Source organism: Psychrobacillus sp. FSL H8-0487, from assembly GCF_038008385.1.
Classification (GTDB): Bacteria; Bacillota; Bacilli; order Bacillales_A; family Planococcaceae; genus Psychrobacillus; species Psychrobacillus psychrotolerans.
In genome coordinates this window covers 1-20,195 of the sequence record NZ_JBBOZA010000001.1, presented here as the reverse complement: position 1 = coordinate 20,195, position 20,195 = coordinate 1, and the positions used below count along the sequence as shown (strand labels likewise).

The window sequence follows — 20,195 nt, the reverse complement described above, 5'->3', positions numbered from 1 at the left end:
TGCTCCATTATTTTTATTAAATTTAGTATAATAAAATATGACCATACTATAAGTATCTAAAATAAATCAAAAGAAGTGGTCAGATGGGAGAAATAATGGATTTCCTAATGTTTCAGTTAATACATAATTCAAAAACCCCACTATATGAACAATTATATCAATCCATAAAGAAAGCCATAATAAACGGAACAATTGAAGAAGGTATTAAGCTTCCCTCTAAAAGAAAGCTTGCCGAATATTTAGCAGTTAGTCAGACAACGATTGAGTTTGCCTATAGCCAGTTAGTTGCTGAAGGGTTTATAGTATCTGAACCTCGACGTGGATACTTTGTTCAAAATTTAGAAGAATTAGCGATCATTGAACAAGGTATTGCTTCTATCGTGCCGGAATCGACTGATACACCTTCCTTTTCGGTCGATCTTTCTACAGGTAAAATTGATACAGACTCTTTTCCTTTTAAGACTTGGAGAAGATATGCGAAGGACATTGTTAATGAAGAAAATGGGGAGTTACTACAGTTAGGTCATCCCCAAGGAGATTATTTATTAAGACAGCAAATTTCTTCTTACTTATTCCAATCTAGGGGAGTAAAGAGTACACCTGAACAAATTATTCTAGGCTCAGGTACTGAACAAATTATGCCGCTCATTATTCATTTGCTTGGTGAAAAGGCAGTGTATGGATTTGAAAACCCTGGGTATCCACTTACACATCACTTATTTTTTAATGATAGTAGGATGTCTGTACCTATAGCAGTAGATAATGATGGGGTCATAGTTTCTAAACTAGAGCAATCTTTTGCAAATGTGATGTATGTGACTCCCTCTCACCAGTTTCCGACAGGAGCAGTATTGTCTGCAACCCGCCGCAACCAGTTACTAGCGTGGGCATATCAGCAGGATAATAGATACATTATTGAAGATGATTACGATAGCGAGTTTAGATACACGGGTAAGCCTATTCCATCCCTACAAGGTATAGATCAAAATGAACGGGTCATCTATTTGAGTACATTTTCTAAGTCACTAATGCCTTCTTTGCGAATAGCCTATGCAGTTCTACCAAAGTCTCTAATCTTACAATATAAACAAAGATTTTCTTATTATGCAGCTACAGTTCCTCGAATGGATCAGCATATACTAGCAAACTTTATGGAAGATGGTTACTTCGCAAAACATTTAAATAGAATGAGAAAAATTTATAAACGTAAGTTAGAAATTATTACAAAAACTATTTTACAATACCATCCCACGGTTAGTATTTCTGGAGAACAGGCGGGAATGCATATTTTACTGACCATTCGTACAACTAAAACAGAGACAGAACTAGTGAAACTTGCTGAGCAAGCGGACATTCGGATTTATGGTCTTCAGGATTACATTTCATCGAATTTAGATGAGCAAACTTTTCCAAAGCTTGTACTAGGTTTTGGTGGCCTAAAAATGGAACAAGTTGCTTCTTCTATTCATCAACTGATGAAAGCACTAGAAATTAAAAAGCACCGTAACTCTTGATGAGCTACGGTGCTTCTGCTATTTAAAATAATCCACCTATAAAGTCTGTTGTGCTGTTCCATAAATTACCGAAAAATTTACCGATCCCTTGGAACATTAAGCTTATCCAACTAGAACGTTCTACCGCTTCAGTAGTTACTACATCTGTTTCTGCCGCTTGATCAGTTATATAGCCATAGTCAGTTCCTTCAGATTTCTCTAAGTGAACTTTACCTACAACTGTGTCTTTTTTAATAGCTGCTTCAAGCGTCTCTTTAGTTGGTGTAAATACAGGCTTGTACAATTCTTTTTCATTTGTCTTAATAATCAAAGAAATGGGTTCTTTCACAGCAATTGCAACTGTGTCCTCTTTCCCTTTTTCTACTTTTAATGTGGCTTGTTTTGGAATTTTAAATCCTGCTGGAACAATCTCTTCTTTAGAAAACTGGGAGAACCCATAATCTAATAGAGCTCTTGTTGCATCAAAACGTGCTTTGTACGAACCTTTTCCATCTGCACCCACTGCTTTCATTACGACAGAAATAACACGCATTCCGTTCTTTTGAGCAGTTGCAGTAAAGGAATGACCTGCAAATTCTGTTGTTCCGGTTTTCAATCCATCTACGCCTTCATATTCATATACTAAACCTGGTAACATCCAGTTCCAGTTACTCATCTCTATTGCATCAGAAGTTCCTTCACGGAATATTTTCTTAGGAATCTTTGTAGTTTCTAAAACTTCAGGGAAATCTTTCATCAAATAATATGCAAGAATTGCCACTGATTTGGCAGGCATTACGTTTTCATCAGAAGCATTAGTACTCGCTGGATGCATACCTTGTAAATCTTCATTATTTAGACCTGAAGAATTGACGAATTTATATCCTTCTAGTCCCATCTCTGCTGCTTTTTCATTCATTAGCTTTATAAAATTATCTTCAGTACCTGCAATTGTTTCAGCAATTGCTATAGTAGCAGCATTTGCAGAATATATGGCCATTGCTTCATAAAGCTCTTGAATAGAATAGCTACCATCTTCACGTAGTGGTACATTACTTAAACGACGATCCTGAGAGATTTTGTATGTATATTCAGTAACATTATATTGTTGATCCCATGTTACTTTACCTTCTGCTATTGCTTCAAATAACAAATACTCCGTCATCATTTTCGTCATACTTGCTATTCCAAGCGCTGTCTCAGAATTCTTTTCATATAAAATTTTTCCTGTCTCTGCATCGATTAAAATTGCTGCATCTACATTTAAATTCAAGCTTTCCTCTGCTTTTGTAGCAGCAGGCATACTACATACTACTGACACAAGAAACATCGGAAGTACAAGCCACTTTATCATTGATGTCATCCATACCTTCTTCACTATCGTACCTCCACCTTTTGGTTTTATCATTGCTCATTTTATCATACTTTAGCAAGGTAGGACACTTGTATACAAAAAAGCACCCATTCGTCCTAGTTTAAGACGACAAATGGGTGCAAAAGTTTCTATCCAGTGCAATTACTTACGATATAGAGTAGTTTGGAGCTTCTTTCGTAATTTGAACATCATGAGGATGACTTTCACGTAATCCAGCACCAGTCATGCGGATGAATTGCGCATTCTCTCTTAGCGCTTCAAGTGTACCTGTTCCACAATACCCCATTCCTGCACGAACACCACCTAGTAATTGGTGCACAGTATCAGAAAGTGGTCCTTTATAAGGAAGACGGCCTTCAATGCCTTCTGGAACTAATTTTTTAGCATCTTCTTGGAAGTAACGGTCTTTTGAGCCTTTTTCCATAGCTGCAATTGATCCCATTCCGCGATAAGTTTTAAAACGTCTGCCTTGGAAAATTTCTGTTTCTCCAGGACTCTCTGTCGTACCAGCAAGTAAACTTCCTAACATAACAACATGTCCACCAGCAGCTAAAGCTTTTACAATATCACCTGAATACTTAATACCACCATCAGCAATTATTGTTTTACCTGCTTTGCGAGCCTCTGTAGCACAATCGTATATAGCTGTAATTTGAGGAACCCCAACACCCGCTACAACACGAGTAGTACAAATAGAACCAGGGCCGATACCAACTTTGACAACATCAGCTCCTGCTTCAAATAAAGCCTTAGTTGCTTCACCAGTAGCAACGTTTCCAGCTACGATATCTAAATCTGGATAAGTGTTGCGAATTTCTTTTACCGTATCCATAACCCCTTGAGAATGACCATGTGCTGTATCAATAACAATCACATCTACTTGTGCTTCTACAAGTTTTTGCACTCTAAGCATCGTATCTTTTGTAACACCTACTGCAGCGCCAACTAACAAGCGTCCATGATGATCCTTTGCAGCATTAGGAAATTCAATCACTTTTTCAATATCTTTAATAGTGATTAATCCTTTTAGTTTTCCATTTTCATCAACGATAGGTAACTTTTCAATTTTATATTGTTGAAGAATTTTCTCTGCATCCTCAAGAGTGGTTCCAACAGAAGCTGTAACTAGTTGTTCCTTTGTCATTACATCATCAATTTTTAAAGAGTAATCTTGAATAAAACGTAAATCACGGTTGGTGATAATGCCGACTAATTGTAAATCTTCTTCATTATTTACAATAGGGACACCGGAAATTCTATATTTCCCCATCAAATGCTCTGCATCATATACTTGATGAGTTGGAGTTAAAAAGAAAGGATCTGTAATAACTCCATTTTCTGAACGTTTAACTGTTAGTACTTGTTCAGATTGTTCTTCAATACTCATATTTTTATGAATAATTCCAAGTCCGCCCTGACGTGCCATTGCTATTGCCATTTTAGCTTCTGTTACTGTGTCCATTCCTGCACTAATCATTGGTATATTTAATTTAATTTTATCCGTTAATTGCACAGATAAATTGATATCTTTTGGTAAAACTTCCGATTGAGCTGGAACTAATAAAACATCATCAAATGTTAATCCTTCTTTTTGAAATTTAGACTCCCACATTTTTCAAAATTCCTCCTCGTTAAATGAATATTATTACAAGGTTATCAGCGCTTCTTGTAAGTGTCAAGAATCCGCAAATAATATGTTTATTCGGATTTTTCTTTCTATATTATTTAAATCAACTATGTATATATAAAGTAGAAATATAATTAATGTTTGAGCAATTATATAAGACTACTTATTTTAACCAGATCAAATGGGGTGCTTTATAGATGTTAAATTTAGTGGAATTTTCATTTTATCGATAGGTATATACTTTAAGAGATTATTCTATCTGCGGAGGATCAAGTTTTTTTAGTATTGGATAGAATAAAAAGAAGTCGTTACCGATTTTACTCGGTAACGACTTCTTTTTGGTGCCCAGCGACGTCCTACTCTCACAGGGGGAAACCCCCAACTACCATCGGCGCTGAAGAGCTTAACTTCCGTGTTCGGTATGGGAACGGGTGTGACCTCTTCGCCATCATCACTAGACTCTTTCGGCTTCCAATATACATCGTACTTCTTCGTCAACTTCATTCGTTCGGTCAGTCACATACGGTAGTATGTTCCTTTCCTCTCTCAATTGTTTCCTCGAATTACTCGTGTCTTGAAACCCTCATAAATAGAGTGCTTGTTCACTCAAAACTGGATAAACGACATTGTTACGTTAAACAAAATTTGGTTAAGTCCTCGATCGATTAGTATTCGTCAGCTGCACGTGTCGCCACGCTTCCACCCCGAACCTATCTACCTCATCGTCTTTGAGGGATCTTACTTACTTGCGTAATGGGAAATCTCATCTTGAGGGGGGCTTCGTGCTTAGATGCTTTCAGCACTTATCCCGTCCACACATAGCTACCCAGCGATGCTCTTGGCAGAACAACTGGTACACCAGCGGTGTGTCCATCCCGGTCCTCTCGTACTAAGGACAGCTCCTCTCAAATTTCCTACGCCCACGACGGATAGGGACCGAACTGTCTCACGACGTTCTGAACCCAGCTCGCGTACCGCTTTAATGGGCGAACAGCCCAACCCTTGGGACCGACTACAGCCCCAGGATGCGATGAGCCGACATCGAGGTGCCAAACCTCCCCGTCGATGTGGACTCTTGGGGGAGATAAGCCTGTTATCCCCGGGGTAGCTTTTATCCGTTGAGCGATGGCCCTTCCATGCGGAACCACCGGATCACTAAGCCCGTCTTTCGACCCTGCTCGACTTGTAGGTCTCGCAGTCAAGCTCCCTTCTGCCTTTACACTCTTCGAATGATTTCCAACCATTCTGAGGGAACCTTTGGGCGCCTCCGTTACACTTTAGGAGGCGACCGCCCCAGTCAAACTACCCGCCTGACACTGTCTCCTACCCGGGTTACGGGTATGGGTTAGAATTTCAATACAACCAGGGCAGTATCCCACCGACGCCTCCTCCGAAGCTGGCGCTCCGGGCTCTAAGGCTCCTGCCTATCCTGTACAAGTTGCACCAAAATTCAATATCAAGCTATAGTAAAGCTCCACGGGGTCTTTCCGTCCTGTCGCGGGTAACCTGCATCTTCACAGGTACTATAATTTCACCGAGTCTCTCGTTGAGACAGTGCCCAGATCGTTACGCCTTTCGTGCGGGTCGGAACTTACCCGACAAGGAATTTCGCTACCTTAGGACCGTTATAGTTACGGCCGCCGTTTACTGGGGCTTCAATTCGCACCTTCGCTTGCGCTAAGCACTCCTCTTAACCTTCCAGCACCGGGCAGGCGTCAGCCCATATACTTCACCTTACGGTTTTGCATAGACCTGTGTTTTTGCTAAACAGTCGCCTGGGCCTATTCACTGCGGCTCTTCTAGGCTATGAACCCAAAAGAGCACCCCTTCTCCCGAAGTTACGGGGTCATTTTGCCGAGTTCCTTAACGAGAGTTCTCTCGCTCACCTTAGGATTCTCTCCTCGACTACCTGTGTCGGTTTGCGGTACGGGCACCTTTCACCTCGCTAGAGGCTTTTCTTGGCAGTGTGAAATCAGGAACTCTAGACATACGTCCTCGCCATCACAGCTCAATGTTAAAGAATGCGGATTTGCCTACATTCACACCTTACTGCTTGGACATGCATAACCAACAGCATGCTTACCCTATCCTTCTGCGTCCCCCCATTACTCAAACGGTGGTTTGGTGGTACAGGAATATCAACCTGTTATCCATCGCCTACGCCTATCGGCCTCGGCTTAGGTCCCGACTAACCCTGAGCGGACGAGCCTTCCTCAGGAAACCTTAGTCATACGGTGGACGGGATTCTCACCCGTCTTTCGCTACTCATACCGGCATTCTCACTTCTAAGCGCTCCACCAGTCCTTCCGGTCTGACTTCAACGCCCTTAGAACGCTCTCCTACCACTGATACCAAAGGTATCAATCCACAGCTTCGGTGATTTGTTTAGCCCCGATACATTTTCGGCGCAGCGTCACTCGACCAGTGAGCTATTACGCACTCTTTAAATGATGGCTGCTTCTAAGCCAACATCCTGGTTGTCTAAGCAACGCCACATCCTTTTCCACTTAACAAATACTTTGGGACCTTAGCTGGTGGTCTGGGCTGTTTCCCTCTTGACTACGGATCTTATCACTCGCAGTCTGACTCCCAAACATAAATCATTGGCATTCGGAGTTTGTCTGAATTCGGTAACCCGGGATGGGCCCCTAGTCCAAACAGTGCTCTACCTCCAAGATTCTAACGTTTGAGGCTAGCCCTAAAGCTATTTCGGAGAGAACCAGCTATCTCCAGGTTCGATTGGAATTTCTCCGCTACCCACACCTCATCCCCGCACTTTTCAACGTGCGTGGGTTCGGACCTCCAGTAAGTGTTACCTTACCTTCATCCTGGACATGGGTAGATCACCTGGTTTCGGGTCTACGACCACATACTCATTCGCCCTATTCAGACTCGCTTTCGCTGCGGCTCCGTCTTCTCGACTTAACCTTGCATGGGATCGTAACTCGCCGGTTCATTCTACAAAAGGCACGCTATCACCCATTAACGGGCTCTAACTACTTGTAGGCACACGGTTTCAGGATCTATTTCACTCCCCTTCCGGGGTGCTTTTCACCTTTCCCTCACGGTACTGGTTCACTATCGGTCACTAGGTAGTATTTAGCCTTGGGAGATGGTCCTCCCAGATTCCGACGGAATTTCACGTGTTCCGCCGTACTCAGGATACACTCAAGAGAGAATGAATTTTAGACTACGGGGCTTTTACCCTATCCTGCGGACCTTTCCAGATCGCTTCGTCTAACTCATTCCTTTGTAACTCTATGTAGAGTGTCCTACAACCCCAAAAGGCAAGCCTTTTGGTTTGGGCTATTCCCGTTTCGCTCGCCGCTACTCAGGGAATCGAATTTTCTTTCTCTTCCTCCAGGTACTTAGATGTTTCAGTTCCCTGGGTGTGTCTCAGATGCGCTATGTATTCACGCAAATGTACTGCTCCATTACGAACAGTGGGTTTCCCCATTCGGAAATCTCCGGATCAAAGCTCACTTACAGCTCCCCGAAGCATATCGGTGTTAGTGCCGTCCTTCGTCGACTCCTAGTGCCAAGGCATTCACCGTGCGCCCTTATTAACTTAACCTAAAAGTTAAAAAGTCTTACACGTCGTGATTACGTAAATAATCACAACAGAATTTCTTGTTGTTTATTGTTTCAATGTCGTTTTATCCAGTTTTCAAAGAACAAGCGTTGAATCTTCATATAAAATGAACATTCAAAACTGAACTGCAAAACGTTAAGATACGAATAAAGATTCGTATTCCGATATTATCCTTAGAAAGGAGGTGATCCAGCCGCACCTTCCGATACGGCTACCTTGTTACGACTTCACCCCAATCATCTGTCCCACCTTCGGCGGCTGGCTCCCGTAAGGGTTACCCCACCGACTTCGGGTGTTACAAACTCTCGTGGTGTGACGGGCGGTGTGTACAAGGCCCGGGAACGTATTCACCGTGGCATGCTGATCCACGATTACTAGCGATTCCGGCTTCATGTAGGCGAGTTGCAGCCTACAATCCGAACTGAGAACGGTTTTATGGGATTTGCTCACCCTCGCGGGGTTGCGACCCTCTGTACCGTCCATTGTAGCACGTGTGTAGCCCAGGTCATAAGGGGCATGATGATTTGACGTCATCCCCACCTTCCTCCGGTTTATCACCGGCAGTCACCTTAGAGTGCCCAACTGAATGCTGGCAACTAAGATCAAGGGTTGCGCTCGTTGCGGGACTTAACCCAACATCTCACGACACGAGCTGACGACAACCATGCACCACCTGTCACCGCTGTCCCCGAAGGGAAAAGCCTATCTCTAGGCCGGTCAGCGGGATGTCAAGACCTGGTAAGGTTCTTCGCGTTGCTTCGAATTAAACCACATGCTCCACCGCTTGTGCGGGCCCCCGTCAATTCCTTTGAGTTTCAGTCTTGCGACCGTACTCCCCAGGCGGAGTGCTTAATGCGTTAGCTGCAGCACTAAGGGGCGGAAACCCCCTAACACTTAGCACTCATCGTTTACGGCGTGGACTACCAGGGTATCTAATCCTGTTTGCTCCCCACGCTTTCGCGCCTCAGCGTCAGTTACAGACCAGAAAGCCGCCTTCGCCACTGGTGTTCCTCCAAATCTCTACGCATTTCACCGCTACACTTGGAATTCCGCTTTCCTCTTCTGTACTCAAGTCCCCCAGTTTCCAATGACCTTCCACGGTTGAGCCGTGGGATTTCACATCAGACTTAAAGGACCGCCTGCGCGCGCTTTACGCCCAATAATTCCGGACAACGCTTGCCACCTACGTATTACCGCGGCTGCTGGCACGTAGTTAGCCGTGGCTTTCTAATGAGGTACCGTCAAGGTACGAGCAGTTACTCTCATACTTGTTCTTCCCTCACAACAGAGTTTTACGATCCGAAAACCTTCTTCACTCACGCGGCATTGCTCCATCAGACTTTCGTCCATTGTGGAAGATTCCCTACTGCTGCCTCCCGTAGGAGTCTGGGCCGTGTCTCAGTCCCAGTGTGGCCGATCACCCTCTCAGGTCGGCTACGCATCGTCGCCTTGGTGAGCCGTTACCTCACCAACTAGCTAATGCGCCGCGGGCCCATCCTGTAGTGACAGCCGAAACCGTCTTTTAACATCTCCCCATGTGAGGAAATGGATTATTCGGTATTAGCCCCGGTTTCCCGGAGTTATCCCAATCTACAGGGCAGGTTGCCCACGTGTTACTCACCCGTCCGCCGCTAAATCAGAAGAAGCAAGCTTCTTCGTCATTCGCTCGACTTGCATGTATTAGGCATGCCGCCAGCGTTCGTCCTGAGCCAGGATCAAACTCTCCATAATAGTTCACTTCCAGTATGCAGAGCACATTGAAAGCGAACAAATTAGAACTAGTTTAAAAGCTCATTTTGTTTTGCTGGCATCATCATTAAATGATGTCCAAAATTGTTTTGCTATCATCCTAACAAGTTAGTTGAAAGCTATGTTTCTTAACGTTTTGCATGTTCAGTTTTCAATGTTCATGTTGTTGTAATGTCGTTTTGGCGACTTCTATATAATATCAAGCTTTCGGAAGTATGTCAACACTTTATTGTAAAATAATATTAAACTCTTTCCTCTCCTAACAAAAGAAGAAAGAGTTTAGGTTACTTTAACTAATAACACTTTCTATATGAAGAGTTCTTTTAGCAGCTAAATCTATTATTTGCCCACTATCAGATAATCGAATCATTGGGCGCATAGGAGAATCTCTATGTAAGAAAATTACTTCTCCTTTTTCTCCATTTGATAGAAGAACCCGCGTTGAAATTGGTAAAGACCCTACTAATTCTATTAATTTGTTTACGACTTCTATATTATACTTTCCAAATCCTTCTTCTCGAATCATTTCTAATACTTTAAAAGAGGAACTCTTGGCACGGTAAACTCGTTCTGAAGTCATCGCATGATAGACATCAGCTACTGCTATTATTTGTGAGTAAACAGAAACATTATCCAATTTATCACTTTTCGGATATCCACTTCCGTCTAAACGTTCATGATGTTGGAAAATTGCTAACTTCATTTCAGGTTTTAATAAAGGACTATCTTTTATCATTTGAAAACTATAAATGGTATGTTTTTTTATCTCCGAAAAGTCGAATTCAGTTAGGGCAGACTTTTTATCTCTTATTTTGGAATCTACTTTTGCCATACCTATATCAGCCATTAGACCGGCCGTAGCCATTTGCGTTATTTGACCAGAAGAGTAATTCAACTTTTTCGCTATTGCTCCTGAAATAATTCCAACTGCTATAGAATGATGTGCTATATATTTATCCATTTTAGAATACATATTTAAGAGAGAAAATACTTGTTTTTCTACCATTGCTTTTTCAACTAAAGGCATAATAATGTTCCTTAGTTTTGCTACATCTACTTTCATGCCTGATTCCCAGCCCATGAATTCTTTATAGAAGCTATCTACAGCATCTTTATATAATTGAACAAAACTCGTAGTCACTATCGGTTTTTCATCTATTGGAAGAGATTCTACTCTATCCTCATTTAACTTTTTAATCTCTTCATCTGATCTATTAAAAACATTTTCTAGAACAACGGGTACTTTAGTTATATTAAAAGCTCGCAACACTTGAATAAGTTCTCTAGTTACCTTTGCCTCTTTATGAATGATAGGTGAATTAGTGTTTACTAATATATCTTCTGCAATTATCGTACCTAATTTTAATTCCTCTAAGTTAATGAGGCTTTGGTTCATAAAGTATTCCTTCTTTCCTAATATTTCATTTATTATACTAAATATTCATCATGAAAGTATATGGAATTTAAACTAGATACAAAAACACACCCTTAAATAAAATTATTTAAGGGTGTGTTTTTACTTTTTATTCAGATTGTTCTTCCGTTGATGGTGTTTCAATTTCTTCCAATGTAGAATCTTCTTCTAAATTTTCTAAAATATCTTCGTCATCATCTTCTTTTTCAACTTTAGCTACAGTAGAAATTAATTCATCTCCTGATAACCTCATTAAGCGAACGCCCTGTGTACTACGGCCTGTTTTAGAAATGTCTTTTACATCCATACGGATAAGCATTCCATTAATCGTAATTAGCATTAAGTCTTCTGTTCCGTTAACCGCCTTAACAGCTGATAAAGGACCATTTTTGTCTGTGATTTGGCAAGTTTTAACACCCATACCACCGCGACTTTGCAGGCGATATTCCGACTCTGGAGTTCGTTTGCCGTATCCATTTTCTGTAACAACTAAAATCTCTTGCTCAGGTTCGATAATTTCCATACCAACTACATAGTCATCGTCTTTCAGACGAATCCCTCTTACTCCTCCGGCAGTTCTACCCATCGAACGTATATCGGTTTCTTCGAATCGAACTAATTTACCTTGTCTTGTTCCAATAATGATTTGTTTCTCACCATTAGTTAAGCGTACAGCAATAAGTTCATCTTCCTCACGCAATGAAATAGCAATCAACCCATTTGCACGAATATGTGCAAATCCAGTAACAGGAGAACGTTTTGTTATCCCATACTTCGTTGTGAAGATAAAGTAATTTTCCTCTTCAAATGATGCCATTGGAATCATAGCAGTAACCTGTTCGTCTTTTTCTACACCTAATAGGTTTATAATTGGCAAGCCTTTAGCTGTACGACCGTATTCTGGAATTTCAAATCCTCGAGCTCGATAAACTTTCCCTTTGTTTGTAAAGAAGAGAATTGTGTCATGTGTTGATGTGTACAATAAATGTTCTACAAAGTCATCTTCATTTGTACCCATTCCTTGTACACCACGTCCACCTCTTTTTTGGCTCTTATACGTATTAGCAGGTAGTCGTTTAATATATCCTTTGTTTGTTAAAGTAAGCACAGAATTTTCTACAGGGATTAAATCTTCATCCTCTAAAACTTCTGCTCCTCCAGCAACAATTTCAGTTCGGCGTTTGTCTGCGTAGCGATCTCTAATCTCAGAGATTTCTTCTTTAATTATTTCCACTACACGATACTCATTTGCCAAAATGAATTTTAGTTCTTCAATTAGTGTCATTAAGTTTTTATATTCTTCTTCAATTTTATCACGTTCTAAACCAGTTAAACGTTGTAAACGCATATCTAATATAGCTTGTGCTTGTCTTTCTGATAAATTGAAAGTCTCTATCAATCCATTTTTGGCTTCTTCGCCTGTTTGTGAAGCACGGATTAACTTAATAATTTCGTCGATATGGTCTAAAGCAATTCGAAGTCCCTCTAAAATATGTGCTCGATCTTGAGCCTTGTTCAGTTCAAACTGTGTGCGACGACGTATTACTACTTTTTGATGTTCTAAGTAATGATAAAGCATTTCTTTTATATTCAAAACTTTTGGTTGGTTATCTACTAATGCAAGCATATTAACGCCAAAGCTTGACTGTAATGCAGTTTGTTTATATAAGTTATTTAATAATACGTGAGAATTTGCATCCTTCCGTACTTCAATGACAATTCGCATTCCATTACGATCAGATTCATCCGCTAAATGCGTAATTCCATCAATTTTTTTATCGCGTACTAATTCTGCGATTTTTTCTATTAAACGAGCTTTGTTTACTTGATATGGTAATTCCTTAACAAGAATAACTTCTTTACCACTTGATTTTACTTCAATTTCCACTTTTGCACGGATTAATATAGAGCCTCTACCTGTTTCATAAGCTCGACGAATTCCGCTTCGGCCTAAAATAATACCACCCGTTGGAAAATCTGGTCCAGGTATAATCGACATTAACTCTTCAATCGTAATAGCAGGATTTTCAGCTAGAGCTAACACTCCGTCAATTACTTCTCCTAGATTATGTGATGGAATGTTCGTAGCCATCCCAACAGCAATTCCAGAAGCACCGTTTACAAGTAAGTTAGGATATCTACTAGGTAATACAACTGGTTCTTTTTCTTGTCCGTCATAGTTATCTTTATAATCGATGGTGTTTTTATTAATATCTCGCAATAACTCTAAAGCAATTTTAGACATACGTGATTCTGTATAACGCATGGCCGCTGCTCCGTCACCATCTACAGAACCAAAGTTTCCATGACCATCTACTAGCATATAACGATAACTAAAATCTTGCGCCATACGGACCATTGCATCATAAATAGATGAGTCACCATGTGGATGATATTTCCCCATTACGTCTCCTACAATACGAGCCGATTTCTTATGAGGTTTATCAGGCGTATTCCCCAACTCTTGCATACCATATAAAATTCGACGATGTACAGGTTTTAGCCCGTCACGAACGTCTGGTAAGGCACGGGATACAATAACACTCATTGCATAGTCTAGAAATGAGGTTCTCATTTCTGTACTAATATTAATCCCTTTAACGCCTTTATTCGGTATTTCTGACATCCTAAAGACCTCCAGTCACACACTTTCTTATATATCTAAGTTTTTCACGTATACAGCATTCTCTTCAATAAAAAGACGTCTTGGTTCTACTTCTTCGCCCATTAATTGTTCAAAGACTTTATCTGCTTCCATTGCATTATCTAAATTTACTTGTAGTAATGTACGTTCTTCAGGATCCATAGTAGTATCCCAAAGTTGATCTGCATCCATTTCTCCTAACCCTTTATAACGTTGAATATTTGGTTTTGAGGTTTTAGGTAAACGATCTAATATTTCTTTTAATTGTTCATCGTTGTAACAATACTCTACATGCTTTCCTTGTTTCACTTGATACAATGGTGGTTGGGCTGCATATACATAGCCAGCTTCTATTAATGGTCTCATGAAACGGAAGAAGAAAGTAAGTAACAATGTCCGAATATGCGCTCCATCTACGTCAGCATCTGTCATAATGATAATTTTATGGTAACGAGCTTTTTCTAATGTAAACTCTTCTCCAATACCAGTTCCAAGTGCAGTGATCATTGCGCGAATCTCAGCATTTCCTAAAATTCTATCTAAACGTGCTTTTTCCACGTTCAGGATTTTCCCACGTAAAGGTAATATTGCTTGGAAATGACGATCTCGACCAGATTTAGCAGAACCACCGGCAGAGTCACCCTCTACGATATATAGTTCACTTTCTGCGGGAACACGAGAAGAACAGTCTGCTAACTTACCTGGTAAGCTAGAAACCTCTAATGCAGATTTTCGACGTGTAAATTCACGAGCTTTCTTAGCAGCTACCCGTGCTCTAGCAGCCATCAAGCCTTTTTCCACTACTTTTCTTGAAATTTGAGGATTTTCTAATAAAAATCGATCAAATCCCTCGGAGAAAAGACTATTAGTAATAGTACTTACTTCGGAGTTACCTAACTTTGTTTTTGTTTGTCCTTCAAATTGAGGGTTTGGATGTTTGATGGAAACAATTGCAGTTAAGCCTTCTCTCACATCATCCCCTGATAAGTTGGTGTCTGCCTCTTTTAACAAACCGTTTTTTCTTGCATAGTCATTAATGACACGAGTTAATGCTGTTTTGAAGCCTGATTCATGCGTACCACCTTCGTAGGTACTTATGTTATTAGCAAAAGATAAAATGTTAGAAGAGTATCCTGAATTGTATTGCATTGCAATTTCTACAGAGATTCCATCCTTTTCCCCTTCAACGAAGATAGCCTCTTCTGTTATAGGTTCTTTGGATTCGTTCAAATCTTCTACGTATGATTTAATACCACCCTCGTAGTAATACTTAATCGTTTTTTCTTTTCCTTCTCTTTCATCAGCAAGTGTTATAGACAACCCACGGTTTAAATACGCAAGTTCACGAACACGATGTTCAAGTATCTCGTATTCATATACTGTAGTTTCTGTGAATATCTCGCTATCAGCTTTGAATCTTGTAGTTGTTCCAGTAACATCTGTTTCTCCAATAACTTCTAAAGGAGCGGAAACTGCTCCACGTTCAAATTTGATAAGATGAATTTTTTCATCACGTTTAACATATACTTCTGTATATTCGGATAGGGCGTTTACTACTGAGGCACCTACACCATGTAGTCCTCCGGATACTTTATATCCGCCACCGCCAAATTTACCACCTGCATGTAGAATTGTCATAATTACTTCTACTGCTGGTTTACCCATTTTTTCTTGATTATCGACTGGTATACCACGACCATTGTCTTCTACTCGTATCCAATCATCTTTTTCGATAGTGACAATAATATGATCACAGTGTCCTGCTAATGCTTCATCAATACTATTATCAACAATTTCCCAAACAAGATGATGAAGCCCTCTTGAACTTGTTGTACCAATATACATTCCTGGACGCTTTCGAACAGCTTCTAATCCTTCTAATACTTGTATCTGATCAGCATCATAAGATTGCTCTAGGTCTTTTTCTTCCATAGCCAACTTGCTCACCCACTCTTTCATTCCTTCAATAATGGTGAATCATTTAATAATTATTTTGTTTACCATTTATATTCGTCACTAATTTTTACGGGTCTACTATTGTCCCTTGTTCCACATGAAACAACTCGGCCTGCTGAATCGTTTCATGTGCAATTCCTTCTACACTTGTAGTCGTTACAAAGGTTTGTACATCTCCTTGAATTGTATTCAACAAGTGAGATTGTCGGTAATCATCTAGTTCGGATAGAACATCATCCAGTAATAAAACAGGAGATTCACCAACCTCCTGTTTTATTAATTCAATTTCAGCAAGTTTTAAAGATAATGCTGTTGTTCGCTGCTGTCCTTGAGATCCATAAGTTTGAACGTCATAGTCATTTACAAAAAATTGTAAATCATCACGATGTGGTCCGATTAAGGATACACCACGGTAGAGTTCTCTACTCTGACTTTCTGCTATTTTTTTTTCGAGATGATTTTTCATTTCATTTGTTGACCATTCTGGTTGAATCCCAGTTGAAGAGTTATAGGTAATTCGCAATTTTTCTAAACCTCTAGAAATCCCAAAGTGAATGGGTTCTGCCCATTGTTGTAGCAATTGCATAAAGTGAAATCTCTTTTGAATCACTTTTACAGCGGATTCTATATATTGTTCTGTATAAACATTGAACATCACATCATTTAACATCGACTTCCCTTGATGTTGTTTTAAAATATGATTTCGCTGTTTCATTATTTTTTGGAATTGAAGTAAATCATGTAAATAAATAGGGGAAATTTGACCGATTTCCATATCAAGAAATCGTCTTCTCACTTGTGGACTACCTTTTACTAAATATAAATCTTCTGGAGCAAACATTACGACATTAAGCTGACCTATATAATCGCTTAACCGTGTTTGTTCTAAATGGTTTACCTTGGCCTTTTTCCCTTTTTTGGAAAGAATTAATTCCAAAGGTAAGTGTCCATATTTTTTTTGAATATCCCCTTTTATTTTACCATAGTCTGCGTCCCAACGTATCAATTCTTTATCGTTTGAGGTCCTATGAGACTTGGCCATGGATAATACATAGAGAGACTCCATCAAATTTGTTTTACCTTGCGCATTTTCACCTATTAATACATTGATCTTAGAGGAAAAATTCATTTCAATTGAATCATAATTACGGAAATCTTTTAACTCTAAACGTTCAATATACATGTCAAGCCCCGTTCTCAGGTCCAACCAATTTATATCTTCCTACTTCCGGAATATTTACGACGTCATTATGACGTAATTTACGACCTCTTCGTTGATCTACTTCTCCGTTAACAAATACTTCATGCTCACTTAAAAACCATTTGGCCATTCCGCCAGAGCTAATTGTATCTGTCATTTTTAATAATTGCCCAAGTGTTATATATTCTGAGTCAAATCGAATTTCTTCCATCAATAACTCAACCTCTTCTCATTTTCATTATCCCTTCATTTTACCTCAAATACCGAAATAAGCAAAGAAAAGCGTGAGCCCCTATATATGCTCCGACAATGGTCTTCCTCGTTGAGCTTATCAGAGTATCAATTGCTGGAAGAATTCTAGGAAAAGGTCGCCTTAGCTTTTATCGATATCTTGAAGTAACTCAAGCATCTACCCAACCAACGCGGACAATATGTAAGGAAAAAATCTCAAAAAAAAAAGGTAGCCACAAATGTGACTACCTCATGAATATTAGTAAGTTCTAACTGGCAAAATTAGTTGTAGTATGGAATCATCATGCACAGATTTCAATATAAATGGTCTCATAGCCCCTGTGAATAAGATCTTAACATCTTGACCATCAATAGCTTTTAAAGCATCCATCATATATTTGGCACTAAATGAAATCTTCAATTCTTCGCCATCTATTTCTTCAGCTTGAATTTGTTCTTCGACATTACCTATTTCTGGTGAGTTAGAAGAAACTTCTATAAATCCATTTCCTAAAGTGGAAAAACGAACAACATTGTTTCTTTCTTCACGTGCAAGTAAAGAAGCTCTATCAATTGCTTGCAGTAAAGATTTACTGTTAACCAAGATAGTTGTTTTACTTTCATTTGGGATTAATCTTGAAGTATCCGGATAATTACCTTCTAATAATCGAGAGTAAAATAGCACGTTTCCTGTTTTAAATAAAACTTGTTGTTGAGTCATCACAATCGCAACTTCTGATGATGTTTCCTCTAAAATTTTATTTAATTCATTTAAGCTTTTCCCAGGAATAACGATACTATATTCTTCCTCTGGTAAATCTTTAATAGCTGTTTTTCTCTTAGCTAATCTATGACTATCAGTAGCTATACAGTGAAGTTCCCCATCCTTAACTTGCCAATTGACACCAGTAAGGACTGGACGACTTTCTGAAGTCGATACTGCAAATACTGTTTCTTTAATAATTGACTTAAGTAAATCAGATGGAATGAAGAATTGTCTTTCTTCCTCTATTTCAGGAAGCATTGGATATTCCGATGCATCTAATCCAATAAGATTAAATTCTGATTTTCCTGATCTAATATGTGTTTGAAACTGATTGGTAACTTCAATTTCTACATTATTGGTAGGCAACTTCCGTACAATTTCATTGAATACTCTTGCTTGTAGGACGATAGAGCCAGGTTCTGTAATACTAATAACTTGTTCTCCATTTTTTTCAACAGGTATAAAAGTTTGAATAGTAATATCTGAATCACTACCAGTAATATAAAGTCCTTTATTAGTAATTTCTAATTTCAATCCAGTCAGAATTGGAATTGTTGTTTTGGAACTTACTGCTTTTATAACATCGCTTAATCCCTCTAATAAACTATCTCTCATTACTTCGAATTTCATTTTTATACCTCACTTATATAATTATATTTATTTAAAAGAATAATAGATATAGTACTAGGGCTTGTGGATATGTTGATAAGTATCTTTTTCTTAACGTATACCTACTTGTCCACATGTGCATAAGTTGTGTCTAAGTAATCTAGTAAACTATGCATTTATCCACAAAATCTTTTTTACCTACCTAAAATAGATTTGATTTGTTTTACATCGTCTTGAAGATTTGCATCATCTTTTAGCATTCTGGATATTTTTTCGTGTGCATGAATAACGGTCGTATGATCACGTCCACCAAATTCTTCTCCAATTTTAGGCAACGAAAAATCAGTCAGCTCTCGTGAAAGATACATAGCTACTTGGCGTGGGAATGCTATGGACTTTGTACGTTTTTTTGCAACAAAATCTTCTAATCTAATATGAAAATGCTCCCCAACAACCTTTTGAATATCTAAAATCGTGATAATTCTTGGACGAGCATTGGGCAAGATATCTTTAAGAGCTTCTGCTGCCAAGTCGATATTAATATCCTTATTTATAAGAGAAGAATAGGCTACTACTCGGATGAGAGCACCTTCTAACTCACGAATATTAGAGTCTATTTGGTTTGCTATATATGCCATCACGTCATCTGAGATATCTAATCCATCAGCACGGGCTTTTTTGCGTAAAATAGCAATACGAGTTTCTAAATCTGGTGGTGCAATATCCGTGATTAATCCCCATTCAAAGCGAGAGCGCAAACGATCCTCTAAAGTAGGAATTTCTTTTGGCGGACGGTCACTTGAAATGACAATTTGCTTAGATTCTTCATGCAGAGCATTAAATGTATGAAAAAATTCTTCTTGAGTTGATTCTTTTCCTGCAAGGAACTGAATATCATCTATTAATAACACATCTACATTTCTATACTTATTGCGGAAATTGACTGCTTTATTATCTCTTATAGAGTTTATAAACTCATTTGTAAACTTTTCAGAAGATAAATAAACCACTTTAGCATTTGGATTGTGTTCTTGTACATAATGACCAATCGCATGCATTAAGTGGGTTTTTCCTAGTCCAACTCCTCCATATATGAAAAGTGGATTGTAAGCTTTAGCAGGGGCCTCGGCAACAGCTAAAGAGGCTGCATGGGCGAAGCGATTCCCAGATCCAATGACAAACGTGTCAAATGTATTCTTGGAATTTAACATTCCTGGAGAAAAATCTGGTTGATCTCCATTATTTGCAGAGATTTTTGGTTTAGGCATGTCGAAATCATCCATGTCTAGATTTTTCGGCACAACGAAAGATATTAATAGTTCGTTTCCAGTTAACTCGGTTAATATGCCAGCTATTAGGTGAACATAATGATTTTCTAACCAATCTCTAGCAAATGAGTTAGGTGCAGCTATCGTAACAGTTTCTCCTTTATATGAAAGTAGTTTGGTCGACTTCAGCCAAGTTTCAAAACTTGGTTTAGATGTTTTCTTTTCTACTTCAGAGAGAACTTTAGCCCAAAGTTCTTCTAAGTGTTCCAA

General features: G+C 39.2%; 10 protein-coding genes and 3 rRNA genes. 1 reads left to right on the top strand and 12 read right to left on the bottom strand.

From position 1 onward, the window contains the following. Nucleotides 1–95 precede the first annotated feature (95 nt). Entirely contained in the window at nucleotides 96–1,514 is a 1,419-nt protein-coding gene (gene pdxR, locus MHI47_RS00065; protein ID WP_419958828.1) for a MocR-like pyridoxine biosynthesis transcription factor PdxR, read from the top strand. A 22-nt stretch (nucleotides 1,515–1,536) separates the two neighbouring features. Here pdxR and MHI47_RS00060 read toward each other — a convergent pair whose 3' ends face one another. The 12 genes from MHI47_RS00060 to dnaA form a co-directional block, all read right to left on the bottom strand. After that, entirely contained in the window at nucleotides 1,537–2,871 is a 1,335-nt protein-coding gene (locus MHI47_RS00060) for a serine hydrolase (RefSeq protein WP_340828956.1), read from the bottom strand. 142 nt (nucleotides 2,872–3,013) lie between these two features. Beyond that, complete coding sequence (gene guaB / locus MHI47_RS00055; RefSeq protein WP_093538730.1) at nucleotides 3,014–4,480, bottom strand: IMP dehydrogenase; 1,467 nt, start codon at nucleotides 4,478–4,480, stop codon at nucleotides 3,014–3,016. Between the two features lie 358 nt (nucleotides 4,481–4,838). Next, nucleotides 4,839–4,954 (bottom strand): 5S ribosomal RNA (rrf, locus tag MHI47_RS00050). 186 nt (nucleotides 4,955–5,140) lie between these two features. Beyond that, nucleotides 5,141–8,069 (bottom strand): 23S ribosomal RNA (locus MHI47_RS00045). A 195-nt stretch (nucleotides 8,070–8,264) separates the two neighbouring features. Next, nucleotides 8,265–9,818 (bottom strand): 16S ribosomal RNA (locus tag MHI47_RS00040). The 16S, 23S and 5S rRNA genes sit together here, the layout of an rRNA operon. Nucleotides 9,819–10,125: 307 nt before the next feature. Beyond that, nucleotides 10,126–11,232, bottom strand: a complete 1,107-nt coding sequence (locus MHI47_RS00035) for an HD-GYP domain-containing protein (protein WP_340761060.1) — start codon at nucleotides 11,230–11,232, stop codon at nucleotides 10,126–10,128. Nucleotides 11,233–11,359: 127 nt separating this feature from the next. Continuing rightward, on the bottom strand, nucleotides 11,360–13,876 hold the full coding sequence (gene gyrA, locus MHI47_RS00030; protein WP_093538021.1) for a DNA gyrase subunit A: 2,517 nt from the start codon (nucleotides 13,874–13,876) through the stop codon (nucleotides 11,360–11,362). Between the two features lie 27 nt (nucleotides 13,877–13,903). After that, the gene (gyrB, locus tag MHI47_RS00025) at nucleotides 13,904–15,826 is read right to left on the bottom strand and encodes a DNA topoisomerase (ATP-hydrolyzing) subunit B (protein ID WP_175496307.1); all 1,923 of its coding nucleotides are present in this window, start codon (nucleotides 15,824–15,826) and stop codon (nucleotides 13,904–13,906) included. A 91-nt stretch (nucleotides 15,827–15,917) separates the two neighbouring features. Next, nucleotides 15,918–17,033: a DNA replication/repair protein RecF gene (gene recF / locus MHI47_RS00020; protein ID WP_340828953.1), complete on the bottom strand. Its 1,116-nt coding sequence runs from the start codon at nucleotides 17,031–17,033 to the stop codon at nucleotides 15,918–15,920. Nucleotide 17,034: 1 nt separating this feature from the next. Next, nucleotides 17,035–17,262: a S4 domain-containing protein YaaA gene (gene yaaA, locus MHI47_RS00015; protein ID WP_093538030.1), complete on the bottom strand. Its 228-nt coding sequence runs from the start codon at nucleotides 17,260–17,262 to the stop codon at nucleotides 17,035–17,037. Between the two features lie 279 nt (nucleotides 17,263–17,541). Next, nucleotides 17,542–18,678, bottom strand: coding sequence for a DNA polymerase III subunit beta (gene dnaN / locus MHI47_RS00010; protein WP_093538018.1), 1,137 nt, complete (start codon nucleotides 18,676–18,678; stop codon nucleotides 17,542–17,544). A 173-nt stretch (nucleotides 18,679–18,851) separates the two neighbouring features. Then, the gene (dnaA, locus tag MHI47_RS00005; RefSeq protein WP_093538017.1) at nucleotides 18,852–20,195 is read right to left on the bottom strand and encodes a chromosomal replication initiator protein DnaA; all 1,344 of its coding nucleotides are present in this window, start codon (nucleotides 20,193–20,195) and stop codon (nucleotides 18,852–18,854) included.

Excerpts from the sequence above, each read along its gene's own strand:
- yaaA (WP_093538030.1), bottom strand. The coding sequence starts at position 17,262 with ATGGAAGAAATTCGATTTGACTCAGAATATATAACACTTGGGCAATTA.
- guaB (WP_093538730.1), bottom strand. The coding sequence starts at position 4,480 with ATGTGGGAGTCTAAATTTCAAAAAGAAGGATTAACATTTGATGATGTT.
- gyrA (WP_093538021.1), bottom strand. The coding sequence starts at position 13,876 with ATGTCAGAAATACCGAATAAAGGCGTTAAAGGGATTAATATTAGTACA.
- gyrB (WP_175496307.1), bottom strand. The coding sequence starts at position 15,826 with ATGGAAGAAAAAGACCTAGAGCAATCTTATGATGCTGATCAGATACAA.
- MHI47_RS00035 (WP_340761060.1), bottom strand. The coding sequence starts at position 11,232 with ATGAACCAAAGCCTCATTAACTTAGAGGAATTAAAATTAGGTACGATA.
- pdxR (WP_419958828.1), top strand. The coding sequence starts at position 96 with ATGGATTTCCTAATGTTTCAGTTAATACATAATTCAAAAACCCCACTA.
- recF (WP_340828953.1), bottom strand. The coding sequence starts at position 17,033 with ATGTATATTGAACGTTTAGAGTTAAAAGATTTCCGTAATTATGATTCA.
- dnaN (WP_093538018.1), bottom strand. The coding sequence starts at position 18,678 with ATGAAATTCGAAGTAATGAGAGATAGTTTATTAGAGGGATTAAGCGAT.